This is a genomic window from Amycolatopsis sp. NPDC051903 (assembly GCF_044452505.1).
Taxonomy (GTDB): Bacteria; Actinomycetota; Actinomycetes; order Mycobacteriales; family Pseudonocardiaceae; genus Amycolatopsis.
This window is the reverse complement of record NZ_JBITBT010000010.1, coordinates 200,222-215,469: the sequence shown is the minus strand read 5'-3', so window position 1 is coordinate 215,469 and position 15,248 is coordinate 200,222. Positions and strand designations below refer to the sequence as shown.

Genomic DNA, 15,248 nt, shown 5'->3' with positions numbered 1-15,248 from the left:
TTGCCTTGGGCGGCCGTGTCCGCCTGGGTCAGCGGCCCACCGAACATCCTCGAACAGAGAGGAATTCCGCCACCGCCCGCCCTTCCGCAGCCACCTGCGCACGTTCCGCCCGGGTCAGCCGCCGCAGCGGGGTCACGGTGACTGTGCCGTCGGCGAGGGTCCAGGTCGCGGTCACGCGGCCCTCGACGAGGACCACGCGGGCGCCCGCGACGGAGAGGTTGCGGTGCTCGTCGTCGATGATGCGGGTGCGGTCCTGGTAGCCGAGGAGGGCGTTGTCGAACGCGGGGAGGAACCGGACCGGCGCGGGGGTGTCCGCGTCGGGTCGTGGGGCGTCCGGGAGGTCGAGCAGTTCGCGGCCGCGCGAGTCCCGGAAGGTGACGAGCTCGTCGCGCACCGCGGCGACGGCGGCGGGCAGCCCGGCGAGCCCGGACCACGCGCGCAGGTCGGCCACGGTCGCGGGCCCGTACGCGGCGAGGTAGCTCCGCACCAGCTCCGCGCCGGCCACGTCGTCCGGGCGCGCGGGCACCGGACGGCCCAGCCACTGCGCCACCGGCAGGTACCGCACGCCCGCCTTCTCCCGCCACACCCCGCGCGGCGGCAGCTGCACCACGGGCACGAGCGCCGCCACCAGCATCTCGCCCAGCGCCCGGACGGGAACGTCCGGCCAGCGACCCGCCACGGCCCGCGCGAGCTCCGGCATCGACCGCGGCTCACCGTCGGCCAGCACCGCGTGCCCGGCCGCCGCCAGCTCGGCGAGGTCCACGCCGTCGAGCTCACGCCGGTAGGTGCCGAGCACGCGCTGCCGCAGCATCGCGTCGTGCCGCGCCCGCCAGGCCAGCACGTCCTCGGCCGTGACCAGGTGCACGGTGCGGCGCATGAGATGGGTCCGGACCACCCGCCGCTCGACGAGCAGCTCCGACAGCTCCGCCGGATCGAACGCCCGAACCCGCGACCACAACCCCACGAACGGCTCCTGCGGCTCCTGCGCCTGCAACCCGCACAGATGCCCGACGGCCCCGAGCACGGTCCCGTCGGCACGGTCCAGCAGCAACTGACGGGCGAGCGTCGCACGATTGAGCGACCGGGTGTCCAGCACGGTCATGCAGCGATCTTCGCAGGCACAGCGGCCAGAACCTGACCTCTTTCGACGGTCCTTTCGCGGGCGCTCGCACCCGGCCGCACGGCGCTTTGAGACAGGGGACAGCTCCTTTCCCGGCGCTTGGCCGCGCTTGAACGGCCTCGGCCACGTCACAGCAGGTGGATCCGCACGAGTTCCCGGAACCGCCCGAGCAGGACCGCCTTCACGTCGCCGCTGGTGGTCTCTTCGCGAGCGCCTGCACCTGGTTGCCTTGGCCATCTTCACGTCGCCGCTGGTGGTCTCTTCGCGACCGCCTGCACTCCGCCGTGCTGCACGCTTTCACGCTGCCGGCGGTCTCTTCGCGACCGCCTGCACTCCGCCGTGCTGCACGCTTTCACGCTGCCGGCGGTCCGTTCGCGAGGGCCTGCATCCGGCTGCCTTGGCCATCTTCACGCCGCCGCTGGCGGTCCGTTCGCGAGCGCCTGCACCCCGCCGTGCTGAACGCCTTCACGCCGGCGACGGTCCCTGCGCGAGCACCCACTCCCGGGTGACCGCACTGCACCGGCCACTCACGCCGCCGGTGACGGGCCCTTCGCCAGTGCCTGCACGCGCCCCAGCGGTCCGTTGTAGTAGTTCTGGTCGCCCGGCAGCCCGCCGGCGCGGGAGAACTGCCAGATGCTCTGCTTGTCCCACCCGGCGGGCAGTTCGCCGATCTGCGGGGCGTAGCGGGCGAGCCACAGGGGGTCCGTGTTGCCGAACCGGTTGGTGTTGCCGGTGCACAGCTTCCACCACGTGGTGGACGTGTAGATGAGCGCGCTGCGCCCCTCGTGGGCGAGGTAGGTGCGGGTGAAGTCGGCGATCCAGTTCGTCATGTCGGCGGGGCTCTTGCCGTAGCAGGGGTCGCCGTAGGGGTTGTACTCGATGTCGAGGGCGCCGGGCAGGGTCGTGCCGTCGCGGTGCCAGTCGCCGCCGTGGGTGATGAAGTACTGGGCCTGCTGGGCGCCGGTGGACACGTCGGGGCGGGCGAAGTGGTAGGCGCCGCGGATGAGGCCCGCGGCGTGCGCGCCGTCGTACTGCCCGCGGAACTGCGGGTTCACGAACCCCGTGCCCTCGGTCGCCTTCACGTAGGTGAACCGCGCGCCCGCCCCGGCCGCGGCCTTCCAGTCGACGACGCCCTGGTGCCCGCTCACGTCGTGGCCCAGCGTCTGGCCGGCGTCCACCCGCGCCAGGCCCGGGCCGCCGTGCACCCCCTCGTGCGCCGCGATCTGCGACCCCGCGAAGTTGTCCGCGGCCCGCGAGTAGTCCGCCGCCCCGGCCGGCCCGGGCGTGAGCAGAATCCACGCCACCACCACCGCGGCCGCGAGCACAACGCTCCTGCGCCACTGGCCCCCACGCTCGTTCCCCGGCAGTTCACGCATTCCGGCTCCGATCTCGGCAACGGGCACGTCCGATGATCATCGTGCCTACGGGGCGGGGACCCCGCGAGCGATCCGTCACCCGAACGGGGCGAGGTCCACAGTGGACCTGGACGCCCGCGCCCCGGCCGGACTCCCGCTGAACGGGACACCTCGGAAGACGGCGCCCAGCGGCCTTCATCCTGGACGGACACGATCCAGAATGGGGTGCGGATTTCGCCGGGGAACGCGGGGAAAGCGCTGAAAAACTCGTCTTGCGCCGGCGTGCCGGCGTGTCGGTGATCACCGGTCACGTTCACCCTCCCGGAGGACGGCGGAGCACTCCCCGAGCGGGCGTAAGCTGGCGAAGTCACGCGCCCCGGCGGGGCCGCAAACGTCGTCGGAAGGGCCGCAGGAAGCATGGACGAGACCGCGAGCGCCACGCTGGACGACGCTGCCGAGGTCTTCGCCCAGGTGCGGCCAAGGCTGTTCGGGATCGCGTACCGGATGCTCGGTAGCGCGGCCGACGCCGAGGACGTGCTGCAGGAGGTGTGGCTGCGCTGGCAGAAGGCCGACCGCTCGGTGGTCGAGAACCCCGCCGCCTACCTCGCGACCACGACCACCCGCCTGGCCATCAACGCCACGCGCACCGCGTACGCCCGGCGCGAGACGTACCTCGGCCCGTGGCTGCCCGAGCCGATCGACACGTCGGCCGATCCGCAGCTCGGCGCCGAACGCGCGGCCGCGCTGGAGGTCGCCGTGCTGCTGTTGCTGGAGAAGCTCACGCCGACCGAGCGCGCCGCGTACGTGCTGCGCGAGGCGTTCGACTACCCGTACGCCCAGATCGCCGAGATCATCCAGACTTCGGAGGTCACGGCGCGCCAGTACGTGAGCCGCGCGCGCAAGCACCTCTCCGCGGAGCGCCGCAAGCCGGTGAGCGAAGACGAGCAGCGCAAGCTGATGAGCGCTTTTCTGGCTGCCGCGCAAGCCGGTGATCTGTCCACGTTGGAGAAGCTCTTCGCGGAGGACGTGGTGAGCTACTCCGACAGCAACGGCCTCGCCCGCGCCGCGCGCAGGCCGATCCACGGCGCCGTGCAGCTCGCCAAGGTCATCCGCGCGTACAAGGATCACTTCTGGACCGACGCCGAGATCATCCAGACGCCGGTCAACGGCTCGATCGCCGCGGTGCTCAAGCGCGCGGGCGACGTCTACGGCGTCATCAGCTTCACGGTGTCGGACGAGGGCATCGACCAGGTCTTGTGGATGCTCAACCCCACCAAGCTCTCGGCCGCCGTGCCGGGCGCCTGAGCCGGGCCGATGCGGCGCGTCGTCGTCCTGGGCCGCGGTGGCTCGGGCAAGTCGACGTTCGCGCGGCGGCTCGGGGCGGCCTTGGACCTGCCCGTCGTCGAGCTCGACACGCTGTTCTGGGCTCCGGACCTGACGCCGCTGCCGCCCGAACGCTGGTTCGAGGTCCAGCAGGACCTGGTGCTCGAGCCGCGGTGGGTCCTCGACGGTGACCTCGGCCCGTACGACGCCCTCGAACCCCGCCTGCGGGCCGCCGACACCGTGGTGCTGCTGGACTTCCCGCTGTGGCGCTGCGCCGGGCGCGCGCTGCGGCGCTCGCGCGAGAACCTCGCCTTCTGGCGCTGGCTCGTCACCTACCGCCGCCGCGCGCTGCCCGTCGTCGAAGCCGCGATCGAGCGGCACGCCCCGCGGGCCCGCCGGTACCGCATCACGAACCCCCGGGCGGCCGAGGAGTTCCTGGCCGCTCAGGCACCCACGTAGTCCGCGAGGTGCTCGCCGGTCAGCGTCGCGCGCTTGGCGATGAGGTCGGCCGGCGTGCCCTCGAACACGACCTTCCCGCCGTCGTGCCCGGCGCCGGGACCGAGGTCGACGATCCAGTCGGCGTGGGCCATCACGGCCTGGTGGTGCTCGATCACGATCACCGACTTGCCGGCGTCGACCAGCCGGTCGAGCAGGCCGAGCAGCTGCTCGACGTCGGCGAGGTGCAGCCCGGCGGTCGGCTCGTCGAGCACGTACACGCCGCCGTCGGTGCCCACGTTCGTCGCCAGCTTGATCCGCTGCCGCTCACCGCCCGACAGCGTGGTCAGCGGCTGGCCCAGGGTGAGGTAGCCGAGCCCGACGTCGGCGAGCCGCTGCAGGATCTTGTGCGCTGCGGGGATCTTCGCCTCCCCGTCGCCGAAGAAGTCCTCCGCCCCGGCCACCGACATCGCGAGCACCTCGCTGATGTCGCGCCCGCCGAGGTGGTAGTCGAGCACCTCGGCCATGAACCGCTTGCCCTCGCACACCTCGCACGTCGTCGCGACCCCGGCCATCATGCCCAGGTCGGTGTAGACGACGCCGGCGCCGTTGCAATTCGGGCACGCGCCCTCGGAGTTGGCGCTGAACAGCGCAGGCTTCACGCCGTTGGCCTTGGCGAAGGCTTTGCGGATCGGCTCCAGCAGCCCCGTGTACGTCGCGGGGTTGCTGCGCCGCGACCCGCGGATCGCGCCCTGGTCGATCGACACCACGCCCTCGCGCCCGGCCACGGAGCCGTGGATCAGCGAGCTCTTGCCCGACCCGGCGACGCCGGTGACGACCACGAGCACCCCCAGCGGGATGTCGACGTCCACGTCGCGCAGGTTGTGCAGGTCGGCGCCGCGGACCTCGAGCGCCCCCGAGGGCGTGCGCACCGACGGCTTGAGCTTCGCCCGGTCGTCCAGGTGCCGTCCCGTGCGGGTGCCGGACTTGCGCAGGTCTTCGACGCTGCCCTCGAACACCACCTTGCCACCGCCGCTCCCGGCGTCGGGCCCGAGGTCCACGACGTGGTCGGCGATCGCGATCGTCTCCGGCTTGTGCTCGACCACGAGCACGGTGTTGCCCTTGTCGCGCAGCTGCCGCAGCAGGCCGTTCATGCGCTGGATGTCGTGCGGGTGCAGGCCGATGCTCGGCTCGTCGAACACGTAGGTCACGTCGGTGAGCGACGACCCGAGGTGGCGGATCATCTTGGTGCGCTGCGCCTCGCCGCCCGACAGCGTGCCCGCCGGCCGGTCGAGCGAGAGGTACCCGAGCCCGATCTCGACGAACGAGTCGAGCGTGTGCCGCAGGGAGCCCAGCAGGGGAGCGACCGACGGTTCCGTCAACCCGCTGACCCACTCGGCGAGGTCGCTGATCTGCATCGCGCACACGTCGGCGATCGACTTGCCGTCGATCTTCGACGACCGCGCCTCCGCGGACAGGCGCGTGCCGGCGCACTCGGGACACGTCGTGAAGGTGACGGCGCGTTCGACGAAGGCGCGGATGTGCGGCTGCATCGAGTCGACGTCCTTGGACAGGAAGGACTTCTGGATCGCGGGCACGAGACCCGAGTAGGTGAGGTTGATGCCCTCGACCTTGATCTTCGTCGGTTCCTTGTACACCAGGTCGTCGAACTGCTTCTTCGTGAACTTCTTGATCGGCTTGTCCGGGTCGAAGAACCCGCTGCCGCGGAAGATGCGCCCGTACCAGCCCTCCATGCTGTAGCCGGGGATGGTGATCGCACCCTCGTTGAGCGACTTGTTCTCGTCGTACAGCGCGGTCAGGTCGATGTCGTTGACCTTGCCGCGGCCCTCGCAGCGCGGGCACATGCCGCCGGTGATGCTGAAGCTGCGGCGCTCCTTGATCGTGCGCCCGGCCCGTTCGACGGTGACCGCGCCCGCGCCGCTGATCGAGGCGACGTTGAACGAAAACGCCTGCGGTGAGCCGATGTGCGGCTTGCCGAGGCGGCTGAACAGGATGCGCAGCATGGCGTTCGCGTCCGTCGCGGTGCCGACGGTGGAGCGCGGGTCGGCGCCCATCCGCTCCTGGTCCACGATGATCGCCGTGGTCAGGCCTTCCAGCACGTCGACGTCGGGCCGGGCCAGCGTCGGCATGAAGCCCTGCACGAACGCGCTGTAGGTCTCGTTGATCAGCCGCTGCGACTCCGCGGCGATGGTGCCGAAGACCAGGGAGCTCTTGCCCGAGCCGGAGACGCCGGTGAACACCGACAGACGGCGTTTCGGGAGCTCGACGCTGACGTCCTTGAGGTTGTTCACGCGCGCGCCGTGCACGCGGATCACGTCGTGGCTGTCGGCGCCGTTCGGCGCGGACGAGGGCTGGGCCTTCGCCGTGGCCTTGGTCATCGGGTCTCCCTCTCCTCGGGTGGGTGCCGCGTGCCGCCCCCACCGGCGTCACCTGGCTCGATTCAACCAGGTCGGCGCCGGTGATCGTGGCGTTCGCGGGTGACTCAGCGGTCCTGGAGCAGCCCGAGGACGTTGCCGTCGGGGTCGGTGACGGTGGCGACGAGGCGGCCGCCGCCGACGTCCTTCGGCGCGTCCTTCACCACGGCGCCCGCGGCGCTCACCTCGGCGAGCTTCGCCTCGATGTCGTCGACGTGCCAGTAGGCGACCGGCGAGGTCATCCCCTGCGGGCCGCCGTTGGGCACGAGCCCGATGTGCTGGCCGGCGGTGTCGAAACCGACGTAATACTCGCTGTCGGCCTGCGGCGCGAGGCCCAGCAGCGCGGTGTAGACCTCCTTGGCCTTGGCCAGGTCGGAAACGGGGTGCAGCACGGTCTTGATGCCCTGCGTGGCGGACATGGTCACTCCTGGGATCTGCGGGTGCCGGGCGCCTGGTGCGGTCCGGCGGTTCGACGTCTTCGACGCTAACGGCGACGGGCGTGCGGGCGCTTCTCGATTCCTGCTCGGTTGGCGCCGACGGTGCGCGCTCGGGTGCGGCCGGTGCGTGCACCGGCCACAGTGGACGCTCGCGTCAGAGGCCCCGCGCGAGCACCTGGTGGGTGGCTTCGAGGTGCGCGGTGAGGCGTGCGGCCGCCAGATCGGCGTCGCGGGCGAGCACGGCGTCGAGCAGTCCGCGGTGCTCGGCCGGCACGTCGCGCCCGGGCTGCGGCGCCGCGACCGACCAGCGGCGGTACAGCTCGCCCTTGTCGCGCAGCCGCAGCGCGACGGCGAGCAGGTGGCGGTTGCGGCAGCCGTCGATCAGGGCGGTGTGGAACGCGCCGTGCGCCTTGCCCCAGGCCGCGCTGTAGGGCTGGGCGCCGCCTTCTTCCTGCCGCGGGGTGACCGACAGCAGGTGGTGGGCGCCGACCAGACGCGCCTCCCACGCCGCGTCGCCCTGGCGCACGGAGTAGCGCAGCGCCAGGGTTTCGATCTCCAGGCGCGCCTCGGTGAGGTCGTCGAGGTCCGCGGTCGAGAGCGAGACGACGCGGAAGCCCTGCATCGGGCGTTCCTCCACGAGGTCGCGCTCGGCCAGGCGCAGCAGGCTCTCGCGCGCGACGCCGACGCTGCATTCGAAGGTCTTGCACAGTTCGGCGGTGCGCAGTGGCTCGCCCGGTTTGCGCAGGCCGGTGAGGATCTCCGCCCGGATGCCCGCGTACACCCGTTCGTTGCGGGTCTCCTTCTCGGCCACGGCCTCATTCTACAGATGTTCGAGCACCGGGTGAGCAGCTTCACGTGCCGCCGATCGGCGATATTTTCGAGCAATCAGCAAATATTCGAATATCTGAGGTTAGGCTGATCTTGAACGACCCGACAGGAAGGGGATCGGCCATGACCGTCCAGGCGGAGCTCGCGAGCACCGGACCGGCGTACGACTTCGACGCGAACGTGGCGGGCCCGGTGCTCGGCATCCCGCCGCTGAGCGTGCCGACGTTCAACGCGTCGGAGCTGACGCCGCTGGCGAAGCCGCTGGCCGAGGCGACCGTCGGGCTGCTCGTCACCTGCGGCGCCTACTACCCGGACCAGCCGCGGCTGCGGCAGCGCGGCGACCTGTCCTACCGGCTGCTGCCGCGCGAGCGCGACCTGACCGAGGTGCTCTTCGCGCACCTGACGCCGATCCGGGCGTTCGCGCTGGCCGACCCGAACGTCGCCTACCCGCGCGACACGATGCTCGACCTCGAGCGCGACGGGGTGATCGGCCGCTACGCCGACCGCGCGGTGTCGATGGTCGGGTCGATCTCGCAGTACGACGAGCTGGCCATGGAAACGGCGCCGAAGATCGTCGACGAGTTCACCGCGATGGGCGTCGACCTCGTGCTGGTCGTGCCGTTCTGCCCGCAGTGCCACGTCGCCGGCGGGGTGCTCGCGCGGGCGATCGAGCGCCGCGGCCTGGCGACCACGAGCATCACCACGCTGCGCCGCCCGGCCGAAGCCGTGAAGGCTCCGCGGGCCACGTTCCTCGACTTCCCGCTCGGTTGCCCCGGTGGCCGGCCCCGGGAGAGCGACCAGCAACGGGCGATCGTGCGCGCCGCGCTCGAAACCGGCGCCCGCGTCGACCCGGCGGAGCCGTGGTCGCTGCCGCGGCTGTCGTTCCGGTGGGCCGCCGACGGGAACCGCGGGTGGGAAGCACTCGTGACCGATCTGTACCGGGTGGACAACGAGATCCGGGGGAGTGTGCTGGCGAACCTGAACGCGCACGTGACCACGCTGGCGGGCCAGGAGAAGGAGTTCACCATCCGCTGCGCCTGCTGATCGGTCCACTTCGGACTGCGCGAGCCGGAGGAGAACCGGGGCCCCGCCCGCGCGGACCGCCGAGCGGGGTGCGCCCGCTCCGGGAAGGAGGGGCCGGTGAACCGCGTCCCGCCGGTGCGCGGCGTTCGCACCGGCGGTGGTGGCCGTGAGCACGCCGCAGCCGCCGGGCCGTCGCCGGCATCGCGGCGCTCGACGCGTACCTGCGGCCGGCTTGACGTGGAGCGCGCTCCAGCTCCTAGCGTCACCGGGATGGAGCTGACGACGAGGGTGCTGGTGACCGGGGCGACGAGCGGGCTCGGGCTGGCGATGGCCACCGCCTTGGCCGGAGCCGGCGCGCGAGTCGCCGTGACGGGCCGGTCGGGGGAGCGTGCGCGGGCGGTCGCCGCCGAATTGCCCGGTGCGGTCGGCGTGGCACTCGACGTGCGGGACGAGACGTCGGTGGCGCGCGCCGTCGACGAGGTGTGGGCGCGGTGGGGCGGGCTCGACCTGCTCGTGAACAACGCGGGGCTCGGCATGCGCACGGTCAACCCGGAGTTCATGACGCACCCGCGGGGCTTCTGGGAAGTGCCCGCCGAAGGGTTCCGCGCGGTGGTCGACACCAACCTCACCGGCTACTTCCTCGTCGCGCGCGAAGTCACGCCGCGCCTGCTCGCGGCCGGCGGCGGCCGGATCGTGAACGTCGCGGTGAACGAGTCGACGATGACCCGCGCCGGCTTCGTGCCCTACGGCCCGTCGCGCGCCGGGAGTGAGGCGCTGTCGCGCGTGATGGCCGCCGACCTGCGTGGCACCGGCGTCACGGTGAACCTGCTGCTGCCCGGCGGCGCGACCGTGACGGGGATGCTGCCGAACGTCCCGGAGCAGCACACGTTCCTGGACCCGGCGGTGATGGGGCCGCCGATCGTCTGGCTGGCTTCGCCCGCAGCGGCCGGGGTGCACGACGAGCGCATCGTCGCCGCGGAGTTCGAGCAGTGGCTGCGCGACCGTCAGGAGCGGAACGACGCCGGGTCGAACGAGAACACGGCGTAGGCGCGCCCGGCGACGGTGTAGTCGCCGAGGAGCGTCATGCCGAGGTGCGTGTGCACGGCCAGCGATTTCTCGTTGGCCCGCTCGACGAACAGCACCCCGGCTTCGTACCCGGCGAGGTGCTCGGCCACGCCCGCGAGCAGCCGCCGCACCACGCCCTGCCCCCGGTGCGCCGGGTCGACCGCGACCGGTCCGTACAGGAACACGCCGTCGGTCAGGCCCGCGGCACGCGCGGTCTCGATCGTCAGCCGGGGCGGCCCTCCGTCGGCGCCCTCCGCCGGCGACGTCAACGCGACGCCGGCTAGCTCGCTGCCGTCGTCTTCGGCGAGGTAGACGCCGGTGGTGGTTTCGAACCGCGCGAGCTTCTCCTCGTCGAAGCTGCCCTGCACGAAACCCTGCGCCGCACGCTCCGCGGGAGACAGACCGAGCCCTCGCGCACCGTCGAGCAGCGCCAGCACCGCCGGCCGGTCGGCGGGGCCGGCCTTGCGCACCAAGATCGTCACCTCGCCCACTCTAGCGGCACCTGAGCGTGAGCAGGGCCACGCGACAATAGTGTCACTTGCATTGTTGACAATCCAAGCGACACGCTCGTAACCTGGGAGGCAGCACCGAAGGCGAAGGGGCCGGTCATGAAGAGCGAAGAGGTCGAGCTGCACCTGCGGGAGCGGCTGCTGCGCGGGGAGTTCACGCCCGGCAGCCGGCTGCCGGAGGTGAAGCTGGCCGAAGAGCTCGGCACGACCCGCAACGCCGTCCGCTCGGCGCTGCTCGCGCTCGAGTCGCGCAAGCTGGTGGAGCGGATCCCCAACGTCGGCACCGTGGTCGCGAAGGTGGACCCCGACCGGCTCGAGAAGATCTACGACGTCCTCGAGGTGCTGGAAGGCCTCGCCGCCCGGCTCGCGGCGGCCAACGCGAAGCCGGAGGACTGGGCGCGGCTGCGGGAGCTGTTCGCGCCCGGCCCGCTCGACGAGGCCGCCGACACCGGCGACCTCGAGACGTTCCTCGCGGCCATCGACTGCTACCGCGACACCGTGATCCGCCTGGCGGATCAGGATTTCCTCGCCGAGACCCTGGCCGGCATCCAGGACCAGGCGCACCTGCTGCGCCGCCGGATCCTCATGACACCCGGGCGCATGGCCGAAAGCCTGGCCGAGCACCGCGAGATCATCGCCGCCCTCGTCGGGGGTGACGCCGGGCGCGCCGAGGAACTCAAGCGCCACAACATGAAAACCGCCCGCACGCGGCTGCGCCGCTACCGCGACTTCCTGGTCTGAACCGAAGGAAACCATGCCGAACACACCGCATTCGCGCAGGAAGGCGTTCAAGGCCCTCCTCGCCCAGCCGGGGCCGCTCGTGCTGCCCGGCGCCTACGACGCCCTCAGCGCCCGGCTCGTCGAAAAAGCCGGGTACCCCGCCACGTACCTCGGCAGCTTCGCCGCCGCCGCGTCGGCGTTCGGGCTGCCCGACGTCGGGCTGCTCACCCTCAACGAGATCGCCGAGCAGGCGCGCCGCGTCGTCGACGCCGTCGACGTGCCGGTGCTCGCCGACGCCGAAAACGGCTTCTACGACGCCGCGAACCTCTGGCGCGCCGTGAAGGTCTTCGAGGACGCGGGCGTCGCCGGGGTGCACATCGAGGACAACCTCGGCGGCAAGCACACTTCGACCCCGCTCGGGCTGCTGCCGGCCGACAAGATGGCCCAGAAGGTCCGCGCGGCCGTCGACGCCCGCACCGACCCCGACTTCCTCGTGATCGCCCGCTCCGACGCGGCCTGGGTCGAGCACGACGTCGACGGCTGCGTCCGCCGGCTGGAGACCTACGCCGCGGCCGGCGCGGACCTGGTGTTCGCGCCCGCGATCCCGGCGGCCGAGCTCAAGCGCGTGCGCGACCGGATCCCGGTGCCCGTGATGGTCGCCGGCGACCTGCTCGACGTGCCGGGCTCCGACGAACCGTCCAGCACGATCGCGGAGTACGGCGACGCCGGCGCCGACCTCGTGCTGTTGTGGTACACGGTGATCGGCGCGGCGTCGAAGAACGTGACGGCGGTGCTCGACGCGGTGCGCGGGGGACAAGACGTCGCCGGGGTGAAGCACCTCGTCACCGATCAGCACGCCTTCGAAGCCGCGATGGGCTACGCCGAATACGAACAGCGAAGCGCGCGCTACGCCGCTGTCCCGAGCGGACAGGAGGCCGGCGCGTGAGCGACGAGACCGTCTACACGGGAGCCCGCCTGATCAGCGGCGACCAGGTGGTCGAGGACGCGGCGCTGGTGGTGCGCGGCGGCGTCGTCCAGCGGGTCGGCACCACCGGCGAGACCACTTCGGACGGTGCCACAGTCTCCTTGCAGGGCAAGACGATCATCCCCGCGATCGTGAACCCCCACGGCCACATCGGGTACATGCGCGGCACCACGTCGCACGCGGACCACTACTCGCGCGCGAACGTGGTCGACCACCTGCACCGGCTGGCCTACTACGGCGTCAGCACCTTCCAGTCGCTCGGCACCGACCGCGACGACACCGAGCTCGGCGTGCGCGACGACCAGCGCGCCGGGAAGCTCGGTGAGCGCGACGTCGCCGAGCTGTTCACCGCGGGCGCCGGCATCGTTGCGCCGACGCCCGGCGGCACCAACGGCGGCCCGTTCTTCGCAGCCGACGTCGTGCACGAAGCGACCGGCCCGGCCGAGGTCCGCGAATACGTGCGTGGTCTCGTCGCGAAGAAGGTCGACGCCGTCAAGTTCTGGCTCGACGACCGCCACGGCACCAAAGCGAAGCTGGGCCCGGAGATCTACGAGGCCGTGATCGACGAAGCCCACGCCCACGGGCTGATCGTCGCCGCGCACATCTACACGCTCGAAGAGGCGAAGGCCGTGGTGCGCGCGGGTGCGGACATCATCGCGCACCTGCCGCGCACCGGGGCCGACGCCGAACTCGTCTCGCTGCTGAAGGACCACAACGTCGCGGTGTTCACGTCGATGGCCATCCAGCGGCCGCCGGGTGAGGCCTGGCTCGACGAACCGGCGTTCGCGGACGTCCTGCCGCGCGAGGCCGTCGAGACCCTGCGCGCGACGATCCGCGAGCACGCGCCGGAACCGCTGTTCGACACCGGCGCGGCCTACCGCGGCATGGAAAAGACACTCGTGGAGCTCGCCGAAGCGGGCGTGCGGCTGGTGTTCTCCGCCGACACGGGCCTGCTCGCGCAGATCATCGGGTTCGCCGAGCACCGCGAGCTGGAGGCGCTCGTGGCGGCGGGCTTGTCGCCGCTCACCGCGCTGCGGCTGGCGACGGAGACGTCGGCGGAGCTGCTGGGGCTGGCCGATCGCGGTTCGCTCACCGCCGGCAAACGGGCCGACTTCATCGTGCTCGACGACGATCCGCGCCACGACATCACGGCGACCCGGCGAATCGCGGACGTCTACCTGGCCGGACAGCGCGTGGACCGGGATGGGCTGCGCAAGGGCTGGCAGCACAGCTGAGCCTCGCAACGAAGCCGGTGCCTCGCGGAGGCACCGGCTTCGCTGTGTCTGCTGTGGACAAGGTGGACGCTGCGGCCGGCCACAGCGTCCACGATGGTCAGCCGCCGACCTTGCGCTCGCTGGCCGCCCAGTACCGGTCGCGCAGCTGGCGGCGCATGATCTTTCCGGAGCCGGTTTTCGGCAGCTCGGCGGTGAACTCGACCGAACGCGGCTTCTTGTAGCTCGCCAGGTGCTCCGCGCACACGGCGACGACGTCGTCCGCTGTCACAGTGTGCCCTTCGCGCACCACGACGATGGCCTTCAGCGCCTCGCCCCACGTTTCGTCGGGCACCCCGACCACGGCGACCTCCGCCACACCGGCCACAGTGGACACCACGTTCTCGATCTCCGTGGGGTAGACGTTGAACCCGCCCGTGACGACCAGGTCCTTCTTGCGGTCCACGATGTACAGGTACCCCTCGTCGTCGAAGCGGCCGAGGTCGCCCGTGCCGGCCCACCCGCCGGGGCTCAGCACGGCGGCCGTCGCCTCGGGCCTGCGCCAGTAACCCATCATCGTCTGGTCCCCGCGGACGGTGATCTCGCCGATCTCCCCGGGGCCGACCTCTTCGCCCACGTCGTCGACGAGCTTGACTTGCACGAACGGGCTCACCCGGCCCGCCGACGCCAGCCGCGCCGGGACACCCGCGCCGGGGTCGAACGCGTGGTCGGCCGCCGACAGGCAAGCGATGGGGATCGGCAGTTCGCTCAAACCGTAGAACTGCACGAACACGTCGCCGAACACCGCGCGGGCGCGGGCGAGCCGGTCGGGCGCGATCGGCGAACCGGCGTAGACGACGGTGTGCAGCGACGAGTAGTCGCCCGGCCGCTGCTCGGCCGCGAGCACCAGCAGGTTCAGCATCGTCGGCACCAGGGGGAGGATGGTCACGCGGTGGCGTTCGACGAGGTCCAAAGTGGTCGCCGCGTCGAACTTCGCGCACGTGAGGTGGGTCGCGCCGCGCACGAAGTACGACGGCGCGACGTACCCGCTCAGGTGGCTCAGCGGCGCGACGTGCAGCACCAGGTCGTGGTCGGCGCCCGGCGGGAGCTCGAGCAGTTCGTTGCGGATCATCGCGGCCCAGTTGGCGTGGCTGAGCGTCGCGCCCTTGGGCAGGCCGGTCGTGCCGCTGGTGTAGAGGATGGCTGCCGGGTCGCCGGCCTCGGGCCGGGCGGGCGGTGCCGGGTCGTGCGCGCGCAGTTCGGCGAGCGTCGTGTCGCCCGGTCCGCCGGCGACGGTCACCACGTGGCGCAGCGCCGGCAGTTCGCCGCGGATCCCGGCGAGCCGTTCGGCCCAGGCGGCGTCGGCGAACACCACGGCGGCAGTGCAGTCGTCGAGGATGTGCGCCACTTCGCGCAGGTGCAGCCGGACGCTCAGCGCGGTGCGCACGAAGCCGCCCGTGAACAGGGCGTGCTCGGCTTCGAAGAACTCCGCGCAGTTGCTCAGCAGCAGCACGCCGCGGTCGCCGCGCCGCACGCCCAGCGCCGTGAGCCCGCCGGCGATGCGGTGCGCTCGGTCGCCCAGCTCGCCGTAGGTGAGCTCGGTTTCCCCGTCGCGCACGGCGATCCGCGAGCCGAACTCGCGGTAGGCGCGTTCGTAGAGCTCCGCGACGGTGACGCGCGGGCAGGGGAGCCGGTGCACCAGCCCGTCTTCGCCCGGCGCGCCGGTTTCGTCGAGCATCATCGCCCAACCTCCTCCGTCGATCGTTCATTGGACCGATCGGTCTGGATAAGTCTACTGGCAG

At 71.9% G+C, this 15,248-nt stretch carries 14 protein-coding genes; 7 read left to right on the top strand and 7 right to left on the bottom strand.

What is annotated here, in order from left to right; all coding sequences use genetic code 11:
* Positions 1–28: 28 nt before the first annotated feature.
* Both ACIA77_RS23295 and ACIA77_RS23290 read right to left on the bottom strand, forming a co-directional pair.
* Complete coding sequence (locus ACIA77_RS23295; protein ID WP_395888039.1) at positions 29–1,102, bottom strand: winged helix DNA-binding domain-containing protein; 1,074 nt, start codon at positions 1,100–1,102, stop codon at positions 29–31.
* A gap of 545 nt (positions 1,103–1,647) precedes the next feature.
* Positions 1,648–2,496 (bottom strand): GH25 family lysozyme, encoded by an 849-nt coding sequence (locus tag ACIA77_RS23290; protein ID WP_395888038.1) that lies wholly within the window; start codon positions 2,494–2,496, stop codon positions 1,648–1,650.
* A 396-nt stretch (positions 2,497–2,892) separates the two neighbouring features.
* Between ACIA77_RS23290 and sigJ the strand changes: the two genes are divergently transcribed.
* Entirely contained in the window at positions 2,893–3,780 is an 888-nt protein-coding gene (gene sigJ / locus ACIA77_RS23285) for an RNA polymerase sigma factor SigJ (RefSeq protein WP_395888037.1), read from the top strand.
* A gap of 9 nt (positions 3,781–3,789) precedes the next feature.
* Entirely contained in the window at positions 3,790–4,257 is a 468-nt protein-coding gene (locus ACIA77_RS23280) for a DNA topology modulation protein FlaR (RefSeq protein ID WP_395888036.1), read from the top strand.
* Here the strand turns inward: ACIA77_RS23280 and ACIA77_RS23275 are convergent.
* The 3 genes from ACIA77_RS23275 to ACIA77_RS23265 form a co-directional block, all read right to left on the bottom strand.
* Positions 4,242–6,632 carry an ATP-binding cassette domain-containing protein gene (locus tag ACIA77_RS23275; protein ID WP_395888035.1) on the bottom strand — a complete coding sequence of 797 codons (2,391 nt, stop codon included), beginning with the start codon at positions 6,630–6,632 and terminating at the stop codon, positions 4,242–4,244. The genes ACIA77_RS23280 and ACIA77_RS23275 overlap by 16 nt on opposite strands.
* Positions 6,633–6,736: 104 nt before the next feature.
* Positions 6,737–7,087 carry a VOC family protein gene (locus ACIA77_RS23270; RefSeq protein ID WP_395888034.1) on the bottom strand — a complete coding sequence of 117 codons (351 nt, stop codon included), beginning with the start codon at positions 7,085–7,087 and terminating at the stop codon, positions 6,737–6,739.
* A 172-nt stretch (positions 7,088–7,259) separates the two neighbouring features.
* Positions 7,260–7,916 carry a GntR family transcriptional regulator gene (locus ACIA77_RS23265; protein ID WP_395888033.1) on the bottom strand — a complete coding sequence of 219 codons (657 nt, stop codon included), beginning with the start codon at positions 7,914–7,916 and terminating at the stop codon, positions 7,260–7,262.
* A 140-nt stretch (positions 7,917–8,056) separates the two neighbouring features.
* Here ACIA77_RS23265 and ACIA77_RS23260 point away from each other — a divergent pair, with 140 nt between their 5' ends.
* On the top strand, positions 8,057–8,977 hold the full coding sequence (locus ACIA77_RS23260) for a glycine/sarcosine/betaine reductase selenoprotein B family protein (RefSeq protein ID WP_395888032.1): 921 nt from the start codon (positions 8,057–8,059) through the stop codon (positions 8,975–8,977).
* 249 nt (positions 8,978–9,226) lie between these two features.
* Entirely contained in the window at positions 9,227–10,003 is a 777-nt protein-coding gene (locus ACIA77_RS23255; protein WP_395888031.1) for an SDR family NAD(P)-dependent oxidoreductase, read from the top strand.
* On the opposite strand, the gene ACIA77_RS23250 is transcribed toward ACIA77_RS23255, so the two are convergent.
* Positions 9,961–10,503, bottom strand: coding sequence for a GNAT family N-acetyltransferase (locus ACIA77_RS23250; protein WP_395888030.1), 543 nt, complete (start codon positions 10,501–10,503; stop codon positions 9,961–9,963). The genes ACIA77_RS23255 and ACIA77_RS23250 overlap by 43 nt on opposite strands.
* 126 nt (positions 10,504–10,629) lie before the next feature.
* Here ACIA77_RS23250 and ACIA77_RS23245 point away from each other — a divergent pair, with 126 nt between their 5' ends.
* From ACIA77_RS23245 to ACIA77_RS23235, 3 genes are read left to right on the top strand one after another with little or no spacing between them, the layout of a single operon-like run.
* Positions 10,630–11,271: a GntR family transcriptional regulator gene (locus ACIA77_RS23245; RefSeq protein ID WP_395888029.1), complete on the top strand. Its 642-nt coding sequence runs from the start codon at positions 10,630–10,632 to the stop codon at positions 11,269–11,271.
* A 13-nt stretch (positions 11,272–11,284) separates the two neighbouring features.
* Positions 11,285–12,196 (top strand): oxaloacetate decarboxylase, encoded by a 912-nt coding sequence (locus tag ACIA77_RS23240; RefSeq protein WP_395888028.1) that lies wholly within the window; start codon positions 11,285–11,287, stop codon positions 12,194–12,196.
* Positions 12,193–13,470 carry an amidohydrolase family protein gene (locus ACIA77_RS23235; protein WP_395888027.1) on the top strand — a complete coding sequence of 426 codons (1,278 nt, stop codon included), beginning with the start codon at positions 12,193–12,195 and terminating at the stop codon, positions 13,468–13,470. The genes ACIA77_RS23240 and ACIA77_RS23235 overlap by 4 nt, the downstream gene beginning before the upstream one ends.
* 97 nt (positions 13,471–13,567) lie before the next feature.
* Here ACIA77_RS23235 and ACIA77_RS23230 read toward each other — a convergent pair whose 3' ends face one another.
* Entirely contained in the window at positions 13,568–15,187 is a 1,620-nt protein-coding gene (locus ACIA77_RS23230) for a class I adenylate-forming enzyme family protein (protein ID WP_395888026.1), read from the bottom strand.
* Between the last annotated feature and the right edge of the window lie 61 nt (positions 15,188–15,248).

Excerpts from the sequence above, each read along its gene's own strand:
- ACIA77_RS23295 (WP_395888039.1), bottom strand. The coding sequence starts at position 1,102 with ATGACCGTGCTGGACACCCGGTCGCTCAATCGTGCGACGCTCGCCCGT.
- ACIA77_RS23290 (WP_395888038.1), bottom strand. The coding sequence starts at position 2,496 with ATGCGTGAACTGCCGGGGAACGAGCGTGGGGGCCAGTGGCGCAGGAGC.
- sigJ (WP_395888037.1), top strand. The coding sequence starts at position 2,893 with ATGGACGAGACCGCGAGCGCCACGCTGGACGACGCTGCCGAGGTCTTC.
- ACIA77_RS23280 (WP_395888036.1), top strand. The coding sequence starts at position 3,790 with ATGCGGCGCGTCGTCGTCCTGGGCCGCGGTGGCTCGGGCAAGTCGACG.
- ACIA77_RS23275 (WP_395888035.1), bottom strand. The coding sequence starts at position 6,632 with ATGACCAAGGCCACGGCGAAGGCCCAGCCCTCGTCCGCGCCGAACGGC.
- ACIA77_RS23270 (WP_395888034.1), bottom strand. The coding sequence starts at position 7,087 with ATGTCCGCCACGCAGGGCATCAAGACCGTGCTGCACCCCGTTTCCGAC.
- ACIA77_RS23260 (WP_395888032.1), top strand. The coding sequence starts at position 8,057 with ATGACCGTCCAGGCGGAGCTCGCGAGCACCGGACCGGCGTACGACTTC.
- ACIA77_RS23255 (WP_395888031.1), top strand. The coding sequence starts at position 9,227 with ATGGAGCTGACGACGAGGGTGCTGGTGACCGGGGCGACGAGCGGGCTC.
- ACIA77_RS23245 (WP_395888029.1), top strand. The coding sequence starts at position 10,630 with ATGAAGAGCGAAGAGGTCGAGCTGCACCTGCGGGAGCGGCTGCTGCGC.
- ACIA77_RS23240 (WP_395888028.1), top strand. The coding sequence starts at position 11,285 with ATGCCGAACACACCGCATTCGCGCAGGAAGGCGTTCAAGGCCCTCCTC.
- ACIA77_RS23230 (WP_395888026.1), bottom strand. The coding sequence starts at position 15,187 with ATGATGCTCGACGAAACCGGCGCGCCGGGCGAAGACGGGCTGGTGCAC.